This is a genomic window from Rhodococcus sp. IEGM 1379 (assembly GCF_030056815.1).
Taxonomy (GTDB): Bacteria; Actinomycetota; Actinomycetes; order Mycobacteriales; family Mycobacteriaceae; genus Rhodococcus_F.
Window position 1 is genome coordinate 40,812 of the sequence record NZ_JASHKR010000011.1, and the last position, 17,108, is coordinate 57,919.

At 62.3% G+C, this 17,108-nt stretch carries 17 protein-coding genes; 4 read left to right on the forward strand and 13 right to left on the reverse strand.

Going from position 1 to position 17,108, the window contains the following annotated elements; translation table 11 throughout:
* Positions 1-383 precede the first annotated feature (383 nt).
* From QM600_RS09045 to QM600_RS09060, 4 genes are all read right to left on the reverse strand, one after another.
* Complete coding sequence (locus QM600_RS09045; RefSeq protein ID WP_283261125.1) at positions 384-518, reverse strand: hypothetical protein; 135 nt, start codon at positions 516-518, stop codon at positions 384-386.
* 145 nt (positions 519-663) lie between these two features.
* Entirely contained in the window at positions 664-1,944 is a 1,281-nt protein-coding gene (locus tag QM600_RS09050) for a hypothetical protein (RefSeq protein WP_283261126.1), read from the reverse strand.
* 423 nt (positions 1,945-2,367) lie between these two features.
* Complete coding sequence (locus QM600_RS09055) at positions 2,368-2,697, reverse strand: hypothetical protein (protein WP_283261127.1); 330 nt, start codon at positions 2,695-2,697, stop codon at positions 2,368-2,370.
* Entirely contained in the window at positions 2,694-3,254 is a 561-nt protein-coding gene (locus tag QM600_RS09060; RefSeq protein ID WP_283261128.1) for a hypothetical protein, read from the reverse strand. Before QM600_RS09060 ends, QM600_RS09055 begins: the two co-directional genes overlap by 4 nt.
* 131 nt (positions 3,255-3,385) lie before the next feature.
* Between QM600_RS09060 and QM600_RS09065 the strand changes: the two genes are divergently transcribed.
* Positions 3,386-3,610 carry a hypothetical protein gene (locus QM600_RS09065; RefSeq protein ID WP_283261129.1) on the forward strand — a complete coding sequence of 75 codons (225 nt, stop codon included), beginning with the start codon at positions 3,386-3,388 and terminating at the stop codon, positions 3,608-3,610.
* Positions 3,611-3,705: 95 nt separating this feature from the next.
* Here QM600_RS09065 and QM600_RS09070 read toward each other — a convergent pair whose 3' ends face one another.
* Positions 3,706-4,014 carry a hypothetical protein gene (locus QM600_RS09070; protein WP_283261130.1) on the reverse strand — a complete coding sequence of 103 codons (309 nt, stop codon included), beginning with the start codon at positions 4,012-4,014 and terminating at the stop codon, positions 3,706-3,708.
* A complete protein-coding gene (locus tag QM600_RS09075; protein ID WP_283261131.1) occupies positions 4,011-4,703 on the reverse strand; it encodes a hypothetical protein in 693 nt (230 codons plus the stop codon). Before QM600_RS09075 ends, QM600_RS09070 begins: the two co-directional genes overlap by 4 nt.
* A gap of 289 nt (positions 4,704-4,992) precedes the next feature.
* Between QM600_RS09075 and QM600_RS09080 the strand changes: the two genes are divergently transcribed.
* From QM600_RS09080 to fabG, 3 genes are all read left to right on the forward strand, one after another.
* Positions 4,993-5,424, forward strand: a complete 432-nt coding sequence (locus QM600_RS09080; RefSeq protein ID WP_283261205.1) for a helix-turn-helix transcriptional regulator — start codon at positions 4,993-4,995, stop codon at positions 5,422-5,424.
* 385 nt (positions 5,425-5,809) lie between these two features.
* Positions 5,810-6,763 (forward strand): hypothetical protein, encoded by a 954-nt coding sequence (locus QM600_RS09085; protein WP_283261132.1) that lies wholly within the window; start codon positions 5,810-5,812, stop codon positions 6,761-6,763.
* 57 nt (positions 6,764-6,820) lie between these two features.
* Positions 6,821-7,519, forward strand: a complete 699-nt coding sequence (fabG, locus tag QM600_RS09090; protein WP_283261133.1) for a 3-oxoacyl-ACP reductase FabG — start codon at positions 6,821-6,823, stop codon at positions 7,517-7,519.
* A 222-nt stretch (positions 7,520-7,741) separates the two neighbouring features.
* Here the strand turns inward: fabG and QM600_RS09095 are convergent, their stop codons facing one another.
* The 7 genes from QM600_RS09095 to QM600_RS09125 all read right to left on the reverse strand — a co-directional run bounded on the left by QM600_RS09095 (position 7,742) and on the right by QM600_RS09125 (position 17,074).
* Entirely contained in the window at positions 7,742-8,371 is a 630-nt protein-coding gene (locus QM600_RS09095) for a hypothetical protein (RefSeq protein ID WP_283261134.1), read from the reverse strand.
* 155 nt (positions 8,372-8,526) lie between these two features.
* On the reverse strand, positions 8,527-9,045 hold the full coding sequence (locus QM600_RS09100; protein ID WP_283261135.1) for a hypothetical protein: 519 nt from the start codon (positions 9,043-9,045) through the stop codon (positions 8,527-8,529).
* A 55-nt stretch (positions 9,046-9,100) separates the two neighbouring features.
* Positions 9,101-10,681 (reverse strand): NlpC/P60 family protein, encoded by a 1,581-nt coding sequence (locus tag QM600_RS09105; protein ID WP_283261136.1) that lies wholly within the window; start codon positions 10,679-10,681, stop codon positions 9,101-9,103.
* An 11-nt stretch (positions 10,682-10,692) separates the two neighbouring features.
* On the reverse strand, positions 10,693-11,523 hold the full coding sequence (locus tag QM600_RS09110; protein WP_283261137.1) for a hypothetical protein: 831 nt from the start codon (positions 11,521-11,523) through the stop codon (positions 10,693-10,695).
* Positions 11,524-11,526: 3 nt separating this feature from the next.
* Positions 11,527-13,626 (reverse strand): hypothetical protein, encoded by a 2,100-nt coding sequence (locus QM600_RS09115; RefSeq protein WP_283261138.1) that lies wholly within the window; start codon positions 13,624-13,626, stop codon positions 11,527-11,529.
* Positions 13,623-16,673: an ATP-binding protein gene (locus tag QM600_RS09120; RefSeq protein ID WP_283261139.1), complete on the reverse strand. Its 3,051-nt coding sequence runs from the start codon at positions 16,671-16,673 to the stop codon at positions 13,623-13,625. Before QM600_RS09120 ends, QM600_RS09115 begins: the two co-directional genes overlap by 4 nt.
* Positions 16,670-17,074: a hypothetical protein gene (locus QM600_RS09125; RefSeq protein ID WP_283261140.1), complete on the reverse strand. Its 405-nt coding sequence runs from the start codon at positions 17,072-17,074 to the stop codon at positions 16,670-16,672. Before QM600_RS09125 ends, QM600_RS09120 begins: the two co-directional genes overlap by 4 nt.
* Between the last annotated feature and the right edge of the window lie 34 nt (positions 17,075-17,108).

The window sequence follows — 17,108 nt, forward strand, 5'->3', positions numbered from 1 at the left end:
CGCGGTTGTAGCCAGATCTGAAATCCCTGGGGTGAGAGGTCGTTCGCCTTGATCTCCACGGAGACGGTGGTTTCGTGATCGACGACGTCGAACCGTGGAACATCGGTTATCGGAACGGGAGGATTCTGTAGGTATATTCGCAACGGAACCAGGACGAAGACGGTGTTGACCGAGGCCAGCGGCTCGCGCACGTGCTCGGCGAGACTGACACCTCTTCCGGATGACGATGTCGACGAAGCCGTCGCGAGCATCCTCGTCTTCGGCGGCTAACGCCACCAAACGATGACAGAGCCCCGCCGCAAACTCCACAGTGCAGGTCAGATCTGTTCTGATCTGTCGAGAATCTCTGTCGGATTGCTGAGAGCCGCGAGGTTTTCGACGGTTCATGATCGGTTTCCGGCGCCTGCAACCGTCGTCAACACCTGTTCCTTCGCCAACCGGACCAACTCCGCTGCAGCGGCGGCTTCCGCCGACGGCGGCTCGGTCTTCTTCTTCGTCACATCTTCCAGTGTCGTCATCACGGCACCTCCCTCGCTGAGCATTCACTCAGCTTGTCGGGCCGAAACACCGATCTAGAGACAGTCCCGTCCCTCAGAGTGCGGTTCGGTTACAGGTGATCTGATCGTCGGCGATCGGCGATCGCCGATCAGGTTGCCTGAATGCTCACGCACATGTTCGTGAGAACTGGTCACGTGATCGCTGCACGATCGAAGTGCGGGTAGCGGCGTCTGCGATTTGAGCGTCTCGTTCGCAGGCTTGTCGTCGACGTGCGGCCTGTTCCGCCAGGCGAGCTCGATCGTTCTCACAGGCGTATTCGGCTGGGGAGGGCTTCGAGAAGTCGATCTGCAACAACTTCCACCGCAGGAACGCGGCGGGGCGTGTGAGATGCGCAGGCCATACCCAACCGCGGGTTTGGGTGTCTTTGGTCAGTTCACGGGCGATGTCTCGGCCTGTCCATTGGGTGGTGTCGATTCCGGCCTGTTCGAGGATGTCGCAGATCGCGCCGATGTGGCCGGCTGTTTTCAAAGCAGGTGCGTGAGCGACCAACTGCCCGGCTGCGCGTTGCAGTTCGATCGGCCGAGGTGTGGTTGTTGTTGGGTGGATTATCTTGCCCGCGTGCGCTTGTGCGCGCGTTGGTGAGAACTTTCTAACAAGAGATTGAAGTACAAATCCCCCAGAGGGGGATAGGGGGCCACGGGCGTCTGACTGTGGAGAAAGTTGTGTAGCGGTTCGGGCGCGGTGTGCAGCGGTGCGCAGCGTCGCGCGGGAAGATCTTTCGCGCTTCTTGGCGGGCGCGGTGGTGGCGGTGACGACGGAGCGGGGTGAAGTCAGGGCCCAGACGGACGCTGCGCGGAATTGGCGGTGGCCGTGGTGTGCTTCTGCAGCCATCGATTCGATCTTGCGGAGGTAGCGGCCACGCACAAGTTCTGTGGCGACTCCGAGGACGGCGAGGACACGGCGGGCGCGTTTGACTGCGGTGATGCTCACTCCTGCACTGGCGGCGATGGTTTCGCGGGATGCGGTGATGCCGCGGCCGGTTTTTCCTTCGGCGAAGCTGGCGTGGGTGACGGCAACGGCGAAAGCGGTTTCGGTGCTGACGGCGTTGGTTTTGCAGAGTTGGGTGCCGGTGGGGGAGTTGAGGAGTGTGCGGACCTGGTGTTGCCATTGGGCGCGACCGGACCAGATGGGTGTTCGGGCATATGTGCCTGTTTCGACGGGGAGGGCCCAGGAGTTGCCGCGTTGGTTGCTTGTTGAATTGAGTGTTTCTATGCGGGCGACGTTTTCGGTGGCCTCACGGACAGCTCGATTCCATTCGTCGTCAGCCGCCGTTGAATGGGCGGGTGATGCGGAGTTGCCGTCGATTCGGGATGTGTCGGTGGTGTGGTGTTGTGGAAGTGTTGCTGCTGGTTCAGGGCGTGCGATACCCTGAGACGTACCTGTCATCAGGTAAGTCCCTTCATGTGAGTGAAGAAGATGCAGTACCGAAGTCGGAGCGGTTACTTCGTCTTCGGGCAGTGACGAGGAGAGCCCGGCAAGGCTCTTTGTTGATTCGGCGAATCGTGTTTACGGACCCCCGCAAGGGGGTTTCGTCGTTTCTGCACTGCTGCGTGTATTAAGTTGGGTGTCAAGGTCTTTCAGTAATAGGTGCTTGGTAGCGGACTATGCCTTTCGTCAGGTGTCAGGCCCGGAGCTCTGCGTTGAGGCGCGTAGGAACACCGCACCTGGTGGCGGGAGCTAGGCGCCATCGAATGCCGGATCCCGAACGCAGAACACGGTTGCGTAGGCGTCAGGAATGAGCGGTGCGCAGCGAAAACGCCGTTCCTGCAACACCAGCCACCCCGAGCATGCACGCTAGAACGAGCGCAATCACTGCCGACCGAGCCGGTCCGGGATGTCGAGATCGAGAAGACCACGCAGCGCAATCGCAACCTCGTGAATCTGATCGACCGACGCAGTCTCCGGGTCGCTGGCCACGAGATCGGCGACGTCGACGAGGCTCTCTCGCAGCCCCACTGACAGATGTCGGGGTCTGGCGAGTGCGTCGACGGTCTCGCGGACGATTGTTTCGGCGAGTTGTCGTACTTCTGCGGCCTCGGCGACGGTGGGTGTGTCGAGCCCAATTTCTTTCAGGATGGAGTGGGCTGCGGTAGTGATCATGGATTCGACTAGTGGTGATGGGTGTGTCGGTGTGGTCATGATGCAACTCCAAGTCGTGCAGGTAGTTTCGGTGCCTCGACGGGAGTGGGGTGTGGCGCGTGCGAGGTGGCGGCGGTGATGGTCGCCCGGGCTGTATCCGCGACTTGGGCGGTGATGATGGCGGTGAACGCGGCGGTGACGGCTTCGACGCCGGAGATATCGAGTCCGTGGCAGTGGTCGAGTCCGTCGCTGATCAGCTCGCGTACCGCAGTCAGCGCTTCCCAGTGGCCGCTGTCGTGAGGTGAGTGCATGGCAAGCAGATCGATGGTGGGTTGTTGCTCTGCCGCCCACAGCTCACGCAGGTTGAGCGGATGGATCGCGTTGGCAGTGAGTCGGCACAACCGGGCCACCGGCGCACAGACGTGATGGAGTCCGTCGACGACCGCGGTCATTCCCCACTGCGGGTGGGTGAGGAGATCAGCCAGCCACATCCACCGCTCGGAAGACAGGCCAGTCGATGCTGGGGAGGGGAGTGCCCCTGCGCTCAACCCGAAGATGGTCTCGGGGAGAGGTCGGTTTCCGTCTTTCAGCTCGAAGAGCAGTCGGTCTGTACTCATGTCGGGGAGTCCAATCGGATGACACCGAGCGGGGAAGGTGGCGTAGTCGTTCGATGCCAGCCGAATTCAACGCAAGGAAGATGAATGGGTGCGGGGACCGCGGTTTGGGACGGGGTGACTGTCAGAGGGCCATGAGCCTCGATCAGGTCGCGAGCATGCAGAACCGCCCGCGAGTCGACGTCAATCAAGCCATGGACGTCGGGGGAATCATCTACATGAGCGCTGGTGCGGACGAAGGACCGCCGGCTGCGGAGTCGCCCGGCAACTTCGACGAGCAGCCACAATCGGCGGTAGCAATCCCGAACCGGCAGATGCCCTTTCGAATCCACAAGTACTCCGTAGACGGTCCACGCTGAATCGAACGTGTGCAGAACCAGGGGAGTTGGCTCGTCCAATCCCTGAGTGTTGTCGCGTTCCGTCATCAAGTGATCGAGCAACCCCGGCGGCGGGGTCATGCCGCCGTCCCACGGCGCGAACCACGGTGCCCATCGACGCGCCGATAATACGACCGCAACGCCTCATCAGAGGCAATCGGCCGGCCACGATGACTGAACGCAACACCCGCCCACATCATCGACCGCGGCGGAGTCCCCGCATCAACCATCTCGGACAGTTCTTCCCGGCAGTCCGCCAAACGTGAACACCGGAAGCATTCCGCTCGCGCATCCAGCCCGGCGCGATACGAACCCTCATCCAGATCCCATGACTGCGGATCGACCGCACACGCCAACACCGTTGCCGGCGGAATCGCGCCCTTCACGCCGCCGCCCGCGAACGTGGGTGGGAGACGGTCGTCAACGACGCGTACAGCTCCAACCGATCCCGATCGATGACATTGCCGTGATTGTCGTACGCGTTGCCTGCCAATACCATTCGCCGCGGACCATCTCCGTGCTTGATCGCAGAATCGGCATCTGACCTGCACTGCGCCAGCAGCGGGCAAGCTTCACACGAGGTGATCGCCCGCCGCCACTGCGCGGCGGTGCGGCCGTCCATCTCCCACGATCGCGCCTTACCCGCGCACAAACCCTTACCCCGCTCGGCGCCGACGATCGGCACCACACCTCGAACCTCCAGCTCCCGTCGGACAGCCCGCAACGTCGGGCATAATTCGCAGTCCGTGGTGAACACGAATCCACACCGAGCGCATCGACCCACCCGATCCTGATGATGCGCACCGGCAATCCGAAGTAAATCGATCGTGTCGCGATCAAACAGCTGAACCCGGCGGGCCCACTTGCCGTCACGACGTGACAACTCGTGCAACGCGATCGCTGCATCCGGGCACAACGGAGCGCGCTCCGAAACCCTGAAACCGCATGCATCGCAACGCCCGTCGACTGAAACATGCTGAGCTGCGATCCGACGAAACGCAAGCGTCGAAAGTGGCGGTGCCAGCGTTGCACCGGATCTCTCGCTGACACCTGGAGGGTCAACTAAGATAGACATCGCAGAATCCTTTCTGCATCGGAAGAAATGCTGGACGGGTGGCAACCCGTTCGGTCTCAGTCCCTCGGCCGTTCGTCGCGGCCGGGGGACTTCATTTATGTCGTAGAGGCTTACGCCTCCGTGATCAGCGTCTCGAAAGTTCGGACACTGTCGTCTCCTTCCGCCAAAACGTACCTTCTAAAACAAACCATATAAAACATGTCTTGTGTGCATACCCTAGTAAGGAGGCGGCAAAGTGTCTAGAGATGAGGACAAGATGGGTAGGGCTCTGTCTGTGAGCCGACGAGTTATGCGGGGATTTCGCCCCGACAACCTTGCTGCTGCGCGGCGATCGACAGGCATTTCTCGGGCCGAACTCGCTCGCCAAGCTGATATCGGCGGGACGACGATTACTCGATGGGAGCGGGACGACGCATCTCCACAGGTCGACCTTTTGGCGCGTGTCGTGAAGGTTCTCGGTATAGAGATTTCCGACGTCGTCCAAGTGCCTGTTGCCGACAGGTTTCCAGGAGACTGGCGCGTATTGCGGGGGCTCACTCAGCCGCAGTTGGGTGCCGCAGCCGGCACCTCCACTCAAATGGTTGGCAGCGTCGAGCGGGGAGAAATTCCGCTTTCCGATGCGATGGCGAAAAAGCTGTCCGGCGCGTTGGGTATCTCCGAAGCTGAGCTGCGAGCTAGTTACGAGCGTGCTCGATCTCGTCCTCCTGGGGAGCGTGCATGACCCATGCTCTTCGAGCTTTGGAATGCAAATCGGGCTTTGTTGTAACGTCGCGGGCGGGTCGAGGCGATACCTCGTTTGGCGGGCCACATTTTGCTCAAAAGCATGATCGTGGTTGTGTGACACGGTCATCAGCTGGCTCCTTTGGGTATCCGAAAGCAGACCCACGTTTGTGGGCCTTCTGCTTCCGGGCAGGAATCGCTCACCGGCCGGCGCAACGGGGATGCAGCCCCGTTCTAAGTCGCAGTCTAGCAATCAAATGTTTCCAAGATGCAAGTCGAATATCGGCGAAATGTCCTGAAAATAACTATGATTCGCTTCTCGAAGCGTAGTTCGTACAGTTGCCCCGAGGAAGGTGAACTGCGACTCGGTCACTATGCTGTGATCTATGGCTATTCGGGGGATGTGGCTAGCTGTCGACATAATCGGCACACAGCTCAACGGGAAAGTATTCATTCATTCAGCTGCAGGGGAACGCGTGGCGCGGCCTTGGGATCGCTGTGCAACAACGCTTGGATTCGATCGGTCCGGTGAGGCAGTCGTCGATGCGGTGGTCGGGGCACTCCTGGATGGCAAACAGGTCCCGAAGGTTGACGGGCTTATCGTAGAAAGCCACCAGATCGACGCATCCGACGGAACTCCAGTCGCCTTGATCGTGTGGATCGGCGACCGTGAACCGGATCCTCGCCCGACGTACAACGTGTGGGTTCTCGACATGACCGCAATGACCACGCGCACAAGTGGTGACGACCCGTCCATGATTGGAGACGGGCGAGAAGCAAACGAGGAACGTCACGTCCAGCATCTCTTCACCTGGCTCAACCCGGAAGACGCCTGGGGCATGGTTGGCGGCTACTACGACGCACTGACGGGCGAAGACGGACTGCTCATCCAGAGTTATTGGAGCCTGCGTCCCGCTGGTACCGAGTGGGTCCACATGTGGTCATCCTGCCGACTGCGTGTCACCGGCGACGGCAATCAGCGCACCCTCTACGGACTCACCCTTCGACTGGCCGAACGCGAACTCGAATCCAACATCGCGTCGCTGATCCGATTCGGTAACGCGACACTGATGCTCGTGGAAGCTCGACACAGGATTCCACTGACCACTGTCGGCAAGCACGCACCACTCGGTGAATCCAAGGTCGCCCAGGTGCTCGATCAAATCGACCTCGAACAGCTGGCGAATCCCGACGATCCCGAGAATGGTGGGCAGAGGCTACTGATCGATGGCGAGCCATTCATCGCATCGACCTTCAAGCTGCATTCCGCCAGAGAAAAGGAAAAGCACGGCGATCCCGTCGCGATCATCCTTCTCGTAGAAGAGAACGTGGCCGTCTGACCTGTCGCCACCACTGTTGAAATCTGTATTCATGCAAGACTTTTGGAGGTTATACCCGTGCGCGTTCTAGTTACCGGAGCCAACCGAGGAATCGGTGCAGCCATCGCCAGTTACCTTGTCGCCGAAGGCCACACTGTCTGGGGCACACACCGCGGGGCGTCGGTACCCGATGGCGTTCACGGCGTCGAATGCGACGTCACAGACGACGAATCGGTCGATCGGGCATTCACCCACGTCGAGACCGAAGATGGCCCTGTCGAAGCATTAATCGCCAACGCCGGCATCACCAACGACACGCTGATCATGCGCATGACCACCGAACAGTTCACCGGTGTCGTCGACACTAACCTCACCGGGGTGTTCCGTGTCGTCAAACGCGCAACCCGCAACATGCTCAAGCATCGCGCCGGCCGCATCGTGATCATCGGCTCGGCCAGCGGAATGTCGGGAATGCCCGGTCAGGTCAACTACACCGCAGCAAAAGCCGGCGTTATCGGCCTCGCACGATCGGTGGCCCGCGAACTTGGCTCGCGCGGCATTACTTCCAATGTCATCGCACCCGGATTCACAGAAACGGACATGGCAGCAGCAGTCAGCGACAAAGTCGTCGAAACGGCTCTCTCCCACATCCCTCTCGGACGCTTCGGTAAGCCGGAAGAGATTGCGGCCACTGCCGCGTTCCTGCTCAGCCCAGGCGCCGGCTACATCACGGGCACCGTCATCAATGTCGACGGCGGAATCGGAATGGGTCACTAACCAACCTCCACCCATCACCAAAATGCCCGCCCCATCGATCTGGGGGCGGGCATTTGGCATCTGAGCGTATCGATCAGTCACTGGCGAAAGAAGATTGCCCGTGACCTGCGTAGACGACACGTCCCCCCAGCGCGGTAAAACGCATCTGACCTGTTTCCCGCCGACCGTCCCCGCACGGGGACTTTCAGAAGGGGGCCATAGGCCGCGCGGCGAAGCGGTCCTTTACCTCGCCTGCTGCACCTGCTCCAGCGCGGCTTTGGCTTCCGGCAGGCTCGCGGTGTACTTGGTGACCACGGTGTCTCTGTTCGTACTTGTGCGCGAGAACACTCTGTTGCCGGGGTCGTAGCCGCGTGGATCTGCGAACTGGACGGCGACTGCGAACTCGACCGGATCATCGCGGGTTTCGGGCGGCACCGTCGCCGCGACATCCATGAAGTGCTCCGCGGCAGCCTCTGTCGCTTGGTTGCTTTCTGCGCCACCGGGATAGCTGGATTGCCAACCGAACACGTCGACCGTCCTTCGCTTCCCTGACGCGCCGCCGCTGTTGCCGGCGTACCAGCCGCTCTCGGCTTCTGCGGCAGCGAGCGTGCCAAGCACCATTGTCTCGTCGCCGCCTCTCTCCGTGACAATTCTGACGATCGATTCGACGGTGTAGTAGCGGCGCACGTCGACGGCGTCGTTGACGTCGATGGCAGGAACCTGTTGCGCGATAGAGGTAGTTTCAGGCCGCGGACTGGCATCGCCACCAGCAGTGTCGGTTCCACACGCGGTCAAGCCGGCTACGAGCGCGGCCGACGCCACGACGATGCCGATCATGCGGGCGCCTGCGGTAGCCCTTGCGGTGCGCTTCATCTGTGTTCCCCTCCGATGGTGAGTTGCCGGTGTCTGTGCGTCCGGTAACTCTGAAACCATGTGTGCCTGTGCGATGTTCGGCGCTTCGGTCTTGGATATGAACTTACTCGATCGACGAGAACCGGCTCTTGGTGCGTTGGTCGCGGGTGTGTCGATCAGTACCGGATGCTGTCGATGAGCCACTGGCCGCCGCGTTTGGTGAGCGTGACCCACACGGTGGTGTCCGGTGTGACCGTTGTGGTCTCGTCGCCGGCTATTGCCGTCTGATGGATGCTGGCCACGCGGTGAATGAGTGTGCCCGCGTCGGGTGGGCAGCCTGAGCATCCGACGCTTACGTCGGCAACGACTTTCGCGTTGTCCGACGCCCACTGCCCCCATTGCGCACCGGGGCCGCGTTCGGTGTGGACGTCGACGAGCAGCGATGTGGCAAGTGAGTCGGTGAACCAATTGCGTGCGCGTGCATAGGCATCGGTGGGGCTGCGATCGGTAGCCAGATACCACGTGAACGCGATGGAGAGTGCCTGACGCACAGTGTCTTCCGCTGCATCAGTATCCGGGTTCGACGGGACGTCAACAGCTGTCGACGATGTCGGTTTGGCGGCCGGCATCGCCGTTGCTTGGACGAGTGTCGCGGTGCCGGCGTCCTCGTTGCCGAAGTCGGAAAAGTAGAGCACTACCCGGCCGCGATCGCGACGACGAGCGCGAGCAGAACGAGCTTGCGTGCATTGCTCACATGACCCTCCTGGCTTTCATATCGCTCTGCAACGGTGATTGTTTGACGACGTCGCCGGTGGTGGGTGCGTGGATCATCTGACCGCCGCCGATGGCGACTCCGACGTGGCCGGGACCTGATCCTGACCATCCACCGAACACTAGATCGCCGGCCTGTGCCTGATCGATCGGGATTTCCACGCCGACGGTCCATTGCTGCTCCGAGGTGCGCGGCAAGGTGATCTTGTTTCCGCTGCCTTGGTAGATGGCGTAGCTGGTCAGTCCGGAGCAATCGAAGCCGCCGCCGGTCGTGCCGTTGATATTGCCGCCGCCCCACACGTACGGGGTGCCGAGGTATTGACGTGCTGCGTCGACGACCTGCGAACCGGATGCCGATCCGGGAGAGACCACCAATTCGCCGCGCCCGCCGGGTGCTGTGAATTCAGCTTCGTAGGCAAGAACTTTCGCGACGTATGGCTGCGTTTGGGTGGTGTAGTCGCCGCCGCTGGGCATGCCGCCGGCGTTCTTGACGGAGTATTCGCCGCCGTTGTATCCGGCGATGTAGAGCGATTTCGGATCGCCCGTGACGGATCCGTCGGCGATCCAGCCGTCGACCTTCTTTGCGATTTCGCAGAAGTATCGACCTTGGGCCATGATCGCGTCTCCGTCGTCGAGGATCGAGATCTTGCCGTTTCCGTCGTCGTCTTGGCCGTATGCGGCGAACGTGGGGTCCATGAATTGCGTGATGCCCTTAGCGCCGTCTTTGGATTCCAGTCCTCGGACCAACCCGGATTCTGCTTTGGTATCTGCCGCCAGAAGTGACGGTTTGATCTGCGGGCACAGCGACCCCGCTTGGCGAAACCACGGCTCCATCTCGGGCGGAACGGATCCGGCCTTGAGATCGCCGCCGCCCGCGACACCGAAGCCGCCGCCGCAATCGATCGAGGACGTCGACGCGGCCAGCTGGATGTTCGGGCTGCCGCCGTCGCCGCCGGCCGGAGATTGTGCGCCGCCGAGCTTGGTCAGTGGATCGATCGCGAATCCGCCCTGCAACCGTCCACCTTCCCAGTACTCGAAATGCAGGTGAGGGCCGGTGGATCCGCCGGCGTTGCCGATGTCGGCGATATGGTCGCCGGCCTTGACGTGTTGGCCGGGTGTGATGAGGATTCCGTCGGTGAACATGTGCCCGTAGACCGTGCTCACGGGCTTGTTGTTGACGAGGGAGTCGATGACGATCCAGTTTTCGAAGCCGACGCCGGGTCCTTCGCCGGAGGAGCCGGCTTTGACTGCGATGCCGTCGAGGGCGGCGTAGATCGGGGTGCCGATGGGTCCGGCGAAGTCGGTGCCCTTGTGCTCGTATCCCCAACGAGGCCCGAAGCCGGAGGTTTGCGTCGTCGTGCCGACCTTCGTGGGCTGGGTGATCGGCCCCGATGCCTTCAAATCAGTTTTGCCACTAGGTGATTCACCCTTGTCTCTGCCGCCCTTGTCGCTTTCGCTCGATGAGGTGCTGCCACAACGGTTCTTGGGGAAGACCGGATCCTGCGCGCATCCGGACAACCCCAGGACAGCGGCGGTGCCGGCGATGAGGATCAGCGCCACCGCGCGGCGCCTCACAGCGTTCCCGGCAACGGGGTGTCGAGATCAGGAATAGGAATAGGTCCAGGAACCGGGACCGGTGCGGGCTCGATACTTGTGGACGGGTTGGTCGTTGTCGTTGATGGTGCCTGCGTGGTGGTCGCCGACGCGGCGGCGGAACTGGTTGTCGATTTCGGTGCGGAGGTGGTGGTCTGGGCCTTGGACGTCGGTGCGCTGGCCAGTGGCGGAACGTCGAGTTTGTCGACCTCACTGAGATCGAGCGTCGGCAACGGCGACTGCACCTGCCAGACCGAACCCTTGTCGGAATCGGTTGGTTTGAGGGTGATGCGCAGGTTGCCGGTCTGCGTCGGCACGATCACCTGCACCGCACTCTCACCGCCGGTGCCGGCCACGCTTTCACTGCGGGTAGGTCCGGTGATCGCCACGGCTAACAGCGGACGAGCGTTGACGACAATGACGCCAGGAGCCTCAGCGGTGTGCTTGCCGAGTTTGGTCTTCCATTCACTGTTGGAGAGCGAACGGTCGACATAGATGTGCGCGTACGCCATCGCCGTTGCCGGGGCGCTCTCGGAGACGGCAGCGACAGACTTCCCGGCGATCGTAGATTCGGTGACCTCGGTCAACTCGTAGGTGAGATCCCCGGCGACCGCCGCATCGGTGGCTGCTGTCGTCGTGGTGTTCGATGCGGATGCGGTGTGTGCCGTGGTGGGGCACTGGCCGAATAGTGATCCGGCGACGAACAAGACGGCGAACGCGGAGATGATCGTGATCGTCAGATTGGTGCGTGAGTAGAGCACCCATCGCCGGATCGGAGCGAGAACGGGATTTGCTGTGTTGGTGGACATCCGTTACCCCTGGCCGTGATTGGAAGAGCCTGCGGAGGTCAACGACGGCGTCCCCAGCCGCTCCGTCGACAGTGGTGGCGTCGAGGAGCTGAATTGTGCTGCACGTCGCCCCGGTGTCGAATTCTCGGTGGAGGAATCCGCAGAGGACGGAGTGAACACCTTGGTCGGCGCGATGTTCGAGCGCGGCCCACCATCCCAGGTCTCGCTCACCGACGAGGAACTGCGCGCCGAGCCGCTGTCGGACCCGACGAGCTGACGAGCGATCACGCTGCCCCTGTTGGCCGCCGGCGTCTGGATCCGAGGCATCATTGGCGCGGTTTCCTTGCCTGTATCGGTATCCGCGCTCGTCTGGAGATCACGCTTGGTGGCGTCGTGATCCGATTCTTTGCGTGAATCCGACAGTCGCTGTTGACGATCCATCGTCTTGCGCATATCGACTCGGGACTGGTCGACCTCCTGGCGGCGGCGCTGGTTGAGTTCGCGGCCTTCCGGGCGTGCCAGTACCCCGCCATCGTGAATATTGGTGCTGTAGCGGTCTTTTGCCTTCGGTGAGACTCGGTCGGCCGCGGCGCCACCCACGACTGCGGCTGTTCCCACACCGCCCGTTGCTGCACTGAGGAAGGCTTTTTTCGCCATCGACTGGATGCCGCGCGCCTTACGTTGGAGCGGACTGGCCTGATTCTGCGTGAAGGTCTGCGACATCCGCTTGAACGGCTTCATGATCATCCAGCACACCGCGGTCAAGATGATCATGAACCACAACCGCCACGTGCCGTCGACGATCCCGTTGTCGGTGTCGTAGAGCTTGACCAGCGCCATCAGATACAAGGCGATGACCACCGCACCCGCCACGCCCCACATGTAGGCCGTCGCGATCGCGCGACACACCCGAGAGAGAGTGCCGCCGTGTATTGCAGCAAGCGGAACCCAGATCGGCGCGAACAGGATGGCAAGCCGAATGGCCAGTAGTGCAGTGAGTTTGAGGATCGAGGCGCCGATCCACAGAACGGACGGCATCATCAGTTTGATCATCGCCATGAAACCGATCCCGGTACGTCCGGAATCTTTGCCTTGGAATTGGTTGTACGAGAGGTTCAACCCTTCGAGCTTCTTGATGATGTCGTCTTCGAAAGCCTTCGCCTTCGTGTCGGCCAACTCGCTTGCTGCTTCGTTGTCGTCAGCGATCTCTCGCTGCTCCCCATACGAGAACGCCAACGCGCCGCGCAGTTGCGGGCCGAGTTTGAGTTCCTCGTCATTGAAGTTCGCGCCAAACCACCCCTTACGCCAATCGTCGAGGAAGATCTTGTCGATCAGCACGTTGCGCGGATCTGTGTCGCTGCCGGATACGGAGAGCATCTGCCCTTGCGTGTCGGTGATGATCGACCCGAAGGTGTCGTCGGCGATCTGAATCGCTTTCTGTGGTGCGCCGACGAACAGCGCTCCGATGGCCAGCGCGGCTCCGGCAATGGCCACGGTGCGGGCCACGGCGGCGGCATTGGAATTGAGTGCGTGCCACAGGATCATCGCCGCGACCGCGGTCAATGCGATGCCCAGCCACATTCCGTAGACACCGAACATGCCACTCGAGATGGAGGAGACGATCTGGTCGAACGTCGCCATCGCCGGGGCGATGCCGGCATCTTCGGCGGCTTGTCCGGTCTTGGTCTGGTCGTCGAGCCAGAATGCAGCGGCGGCGAATCCTTTGCCGATCCCGAGGAAGAGGTTGCCCGTGGTCGTGTCCGCGACGGCGCGAGGTGCGTTGACCAGGTCGTTACCGCAGCCGAGATCGTAAGTGGACCAGGACAAGCCGGCCCAGCCGTACGTTTCGTAGCCGGTGCCGCCGTCCTTCGGTTCACGGTCCTTGCTCGAGGAATCGAACTCCGAGGCCATCACCGAGTTCGGGTACTCGGGCGAGGGGACGTCCTTGCAGTCGAACCCGCCGGCCGATGCGATCGCGCCGCCGCCGATCAGTGGCAGCAGCACCAACGCCAGAACAGCCAGAATGCGCCCGAGACGCACACCCAGCCCGTTTCCGCGTCCACGGCTGGTGCGAGCCTCCACGATCGCAGTTGCGAGCGTGGGGCGGCGTTCGGGTGTGATCATGCTGCCCCGCCGAGTGCGTTCTTCGACGACGAGGAATTCAACGCGGCGAAGACGTGCGCGAGGTGCACGTAGTGAATCCAGCTCGACCGCACCAACTCGACATCGTCGGCCATTCGGATCATCCAGCGGCGCGCTTGATCCTGGTACGAGGTGTCGGTGTCTTCGTCGAGCGTGTCCTCGCCGCCGCTGCCCAATTCGGCGAGGAACTGCTCGAACCCTTGCCCGGCGGGGAGTTTGAGGAGTTTGAGGGCGCCTTCGATCGCATGCGGATCGCCGCCGACGTCGCCGACGAACACTTCGTAGGTCAGTGCGGTCTTGTCGTCGCTGCCGTCCAATCCGAGGAAGTCGTCCGGGAGCTGCGAGCAGACCAGCGCGCGGACTTTGAACTTGCGTGAATCGCGTGCGATGCGCAGGTTCAGGGTTCGGCCGGCGCCGGTGGATTCGAGGTACTTGTTCTCGTCCAGGAAGAGTACTTTGCGGACGTGGCGCGGCTTTTCGTAGACGAGCCTGTTCGCCAGCCAGGCGGCCATGTGCATGAGCGGTGCGGTCATGCGTTGCTGCGGTGTCCACTGCGAGGACGGGGTTCCTTCGGGTGGGAGTTGGAGGCCGGGCATCGTCAAGATGGTGAGGCGGATGTCGTTGTCGAAGGCGTCGGTGCCGCTGCCGACGGTTCCGGATTCGGGGAAGAGCACGCGGGCTTCGGTGAGTTTCGACATCAATTCGAGCTGCTGGTAGAGGCCGCGGGCGCAGGTTTTCACGGCTTGATCGGGGTCGGTGTTGCCGATGTCCCCGATTTTGTCGAGGACTTCGGTGAGGTTGTGGTTGCTGTCGCCGCCGACCATGTTCGCGGCCAGATGCAGGACCGGTTCGGTGTGCTCTTGGTGGAGGTGGCGTTCGGTGAGCATCATCTTGAGGACGGAGACGGCGACCTCGACGCGTTCGGCGGAGGCGGCGCGCAGGTCGGCGTCGAATTTCGACTGCGCCGCTGCGTGTGGATTGTGCTCGCGTGCGAACTCGATGTTGGCGGCGTCGTATTCGGGGTCCTCGCGCGCGGGGTCGGTGATCACCCGGTACGGGTTCAACGCTCCCGCACGTGAATCCCGGCCTGTGAGTGCGTAGACGCGGGCGATGTCACCGAACTCCGGCAGGGAAGCCAGTGCGGCAAGCGGTCCGGACGGGTCGAGAACGACACCGTAGGCGCCGGCGCGCACCGCTTGGTAGACGATCATGCCGGCGAGGAACGTCTTGCCCGATCCGGGGACCGCGACGATCGGCGTCAGACCGGATTTGTGCTTGATCTCGTGGGCTGCGAACAGATCCCAGATTACCGGTCGCGGAGAAATCGATGCGGTCTCGCCGAGGACGACACCGCGGCGGTCACCGATGCGGTCACTGACCGTGGCCATGCCGGCAGCAACTGCTTCGACGTCCATACGGCGGGCGTGGGCGATGTTCGCTTGCGGCTCGCCGGGGATGAACTCACGAAGGAGTTGGTATTGGCCGTGCTCGTGTTCGAGCGCGATGTGCGGGGAGTACATCTCGCGTAGGTCCGCGACCTTCTGCCGAGCATCATCGGGACTGGTTCCGACGACGGCGACGCGATACCAGCCGGTGGTGCGCGTGGAGAGTCCTGAATGGTCTTCCTCGACGTCGGAGATCACGTTCTGCGCGCGGGCATGCTGCTGCGCCAACTCTTTCGGCGGCACTTGATCGTGTTCGACGGTGTAGTGGTCGAATTGGCTCTCGATCTTTCCGGTCAGGGAGCGCATCTTGCGGATGGTCGAGGCCTTGTCGTGCAGTTCGATGCGATCCGACCATTCCAGCGGCTCACCAGACGGGTCGCCGATGATCTGCCAGGGGAGCATCCGTTCGGGGATCGGCAGGGGAGCCATGCGACCGACGGTCAGCACGATCACCACACCGAAATAGGTGCGACCGTCGACGACACCGGAGACGGTCGTGTAGCCGTCACCTGGAGTCAGGGACAGGTCGGTGAGGTCTTCGAGGGCCGCGACGTCGGTGTCCTCCCAGTCCCCGCCGCCGGCGATCGCCCCGCCGGCTTCGAGGGGCAGCCCGATCGTCGCGGATCGGCGCAGGAGGTAGTCGATCGCAGCCGGTGTCGCCGGGGTTGCTTTGACCCCGCGCCCGGAGAGGATCCGTTCCAATGCGGCGAGGTGCTCGGCGAGGGCTTTCTGCTCGCGATCGAATGCGTCGTCGGCCCAACGGTTTACCCAGCGGCAGACCCGGCCGAGGAGAGGCCAATCCGCGACATGCAGGAGGGAACGCGACACCCAATCCAAACATTGGCCGAGGCCGGAACGCGGCGGGAGTTCGATGCCCCAGTAGCGGCCCTTGATCGTCGCGTTCGACCACAGCATCGCGTGCTGCTGACCGCGCAGGTAATCCGCCCACGACAATGCACCAGGCACATCGGGGATCGGTGTGGCCCAGGTGTTGTGATCGATCGCCCACTGCGCCACCGGGAACGGGGTGCGCACGAGTCGGCGATGCAGGGTGCGCACACCAGCTTTCTGCAGGTTGGTCAAGATCATTGCTTCGTCTTGGATGAAGCGGCGTTGTTTGCCGGTGGTGCGGAAATTCCAGGGGCCTTGGCGTTGGACGAACCACGCTGTCGAGGTGGTCTGGGTGCGGGTGATGTTGGCGGAGGTGCCGGTCAGTTTCAGGCGGACGGCTTTGCGTTCGCGGTCTGCGCGTTTCTTCGCTGCAGCTTTGTCGCGATTGGTGGCAGGCTTACGTGATTTCTTCGCTGATCGGCCGCGGCGACCACCACCCCGGAGAGCATTCTCGGCGGCCTGATCGACATCGACAGGCTCTGCGGTGGTGTCGTTCTCTTGGTCTTCGTCGTCGTAGGTGTCGTAGTCCGGTACCGGGGTGGGTGCGGCTTCCGACCATGCCCGCGCAGTCCGCGGGGCGGAGAGTTGTCCCGCTGCCCACGATGGAGGAAGAGCACCAGGCGGAATGACCGGAACCGGATCCTCGACCTTCGGATCGAACAGAGCGGCAATATCGTTGTCGTGAAAGGTCATCGGGGATCCTCACCATCGAACGGGGCAGAAGCGTCGCGGGTTGTCGATGCTCCCGCGGTCAACCGGTCGGGCAGGGACACGAACACGGTTTTGCCGACCTTCGGTGGACGCGGAGCCACCAGATCGTTGAGAGCAGCTTTCACCACCGAGCGCAGCGGACGATCCGCAGTGACGTACTTCGCGATCCGCGTCGTCGCCCACACCGTCACCAAAGCCATCACCAACAGAGACTTGAATCCGAGCGGAACGTGCAAGATCCCGCGAGCGATCACGAACACCACGATGAACGCGGTCGCGCCGACGATGCCTGCGGTGTAGCGGATCCGGACCGGCAGGGGATAGCCGGTCGGACCGAGGTAGTGCCGGTCCACGCGGTACATCAGGTCGTCGTTGTCGATCACCGATTACTCCGTTCACGTGGTCTCAGGGTTCGCA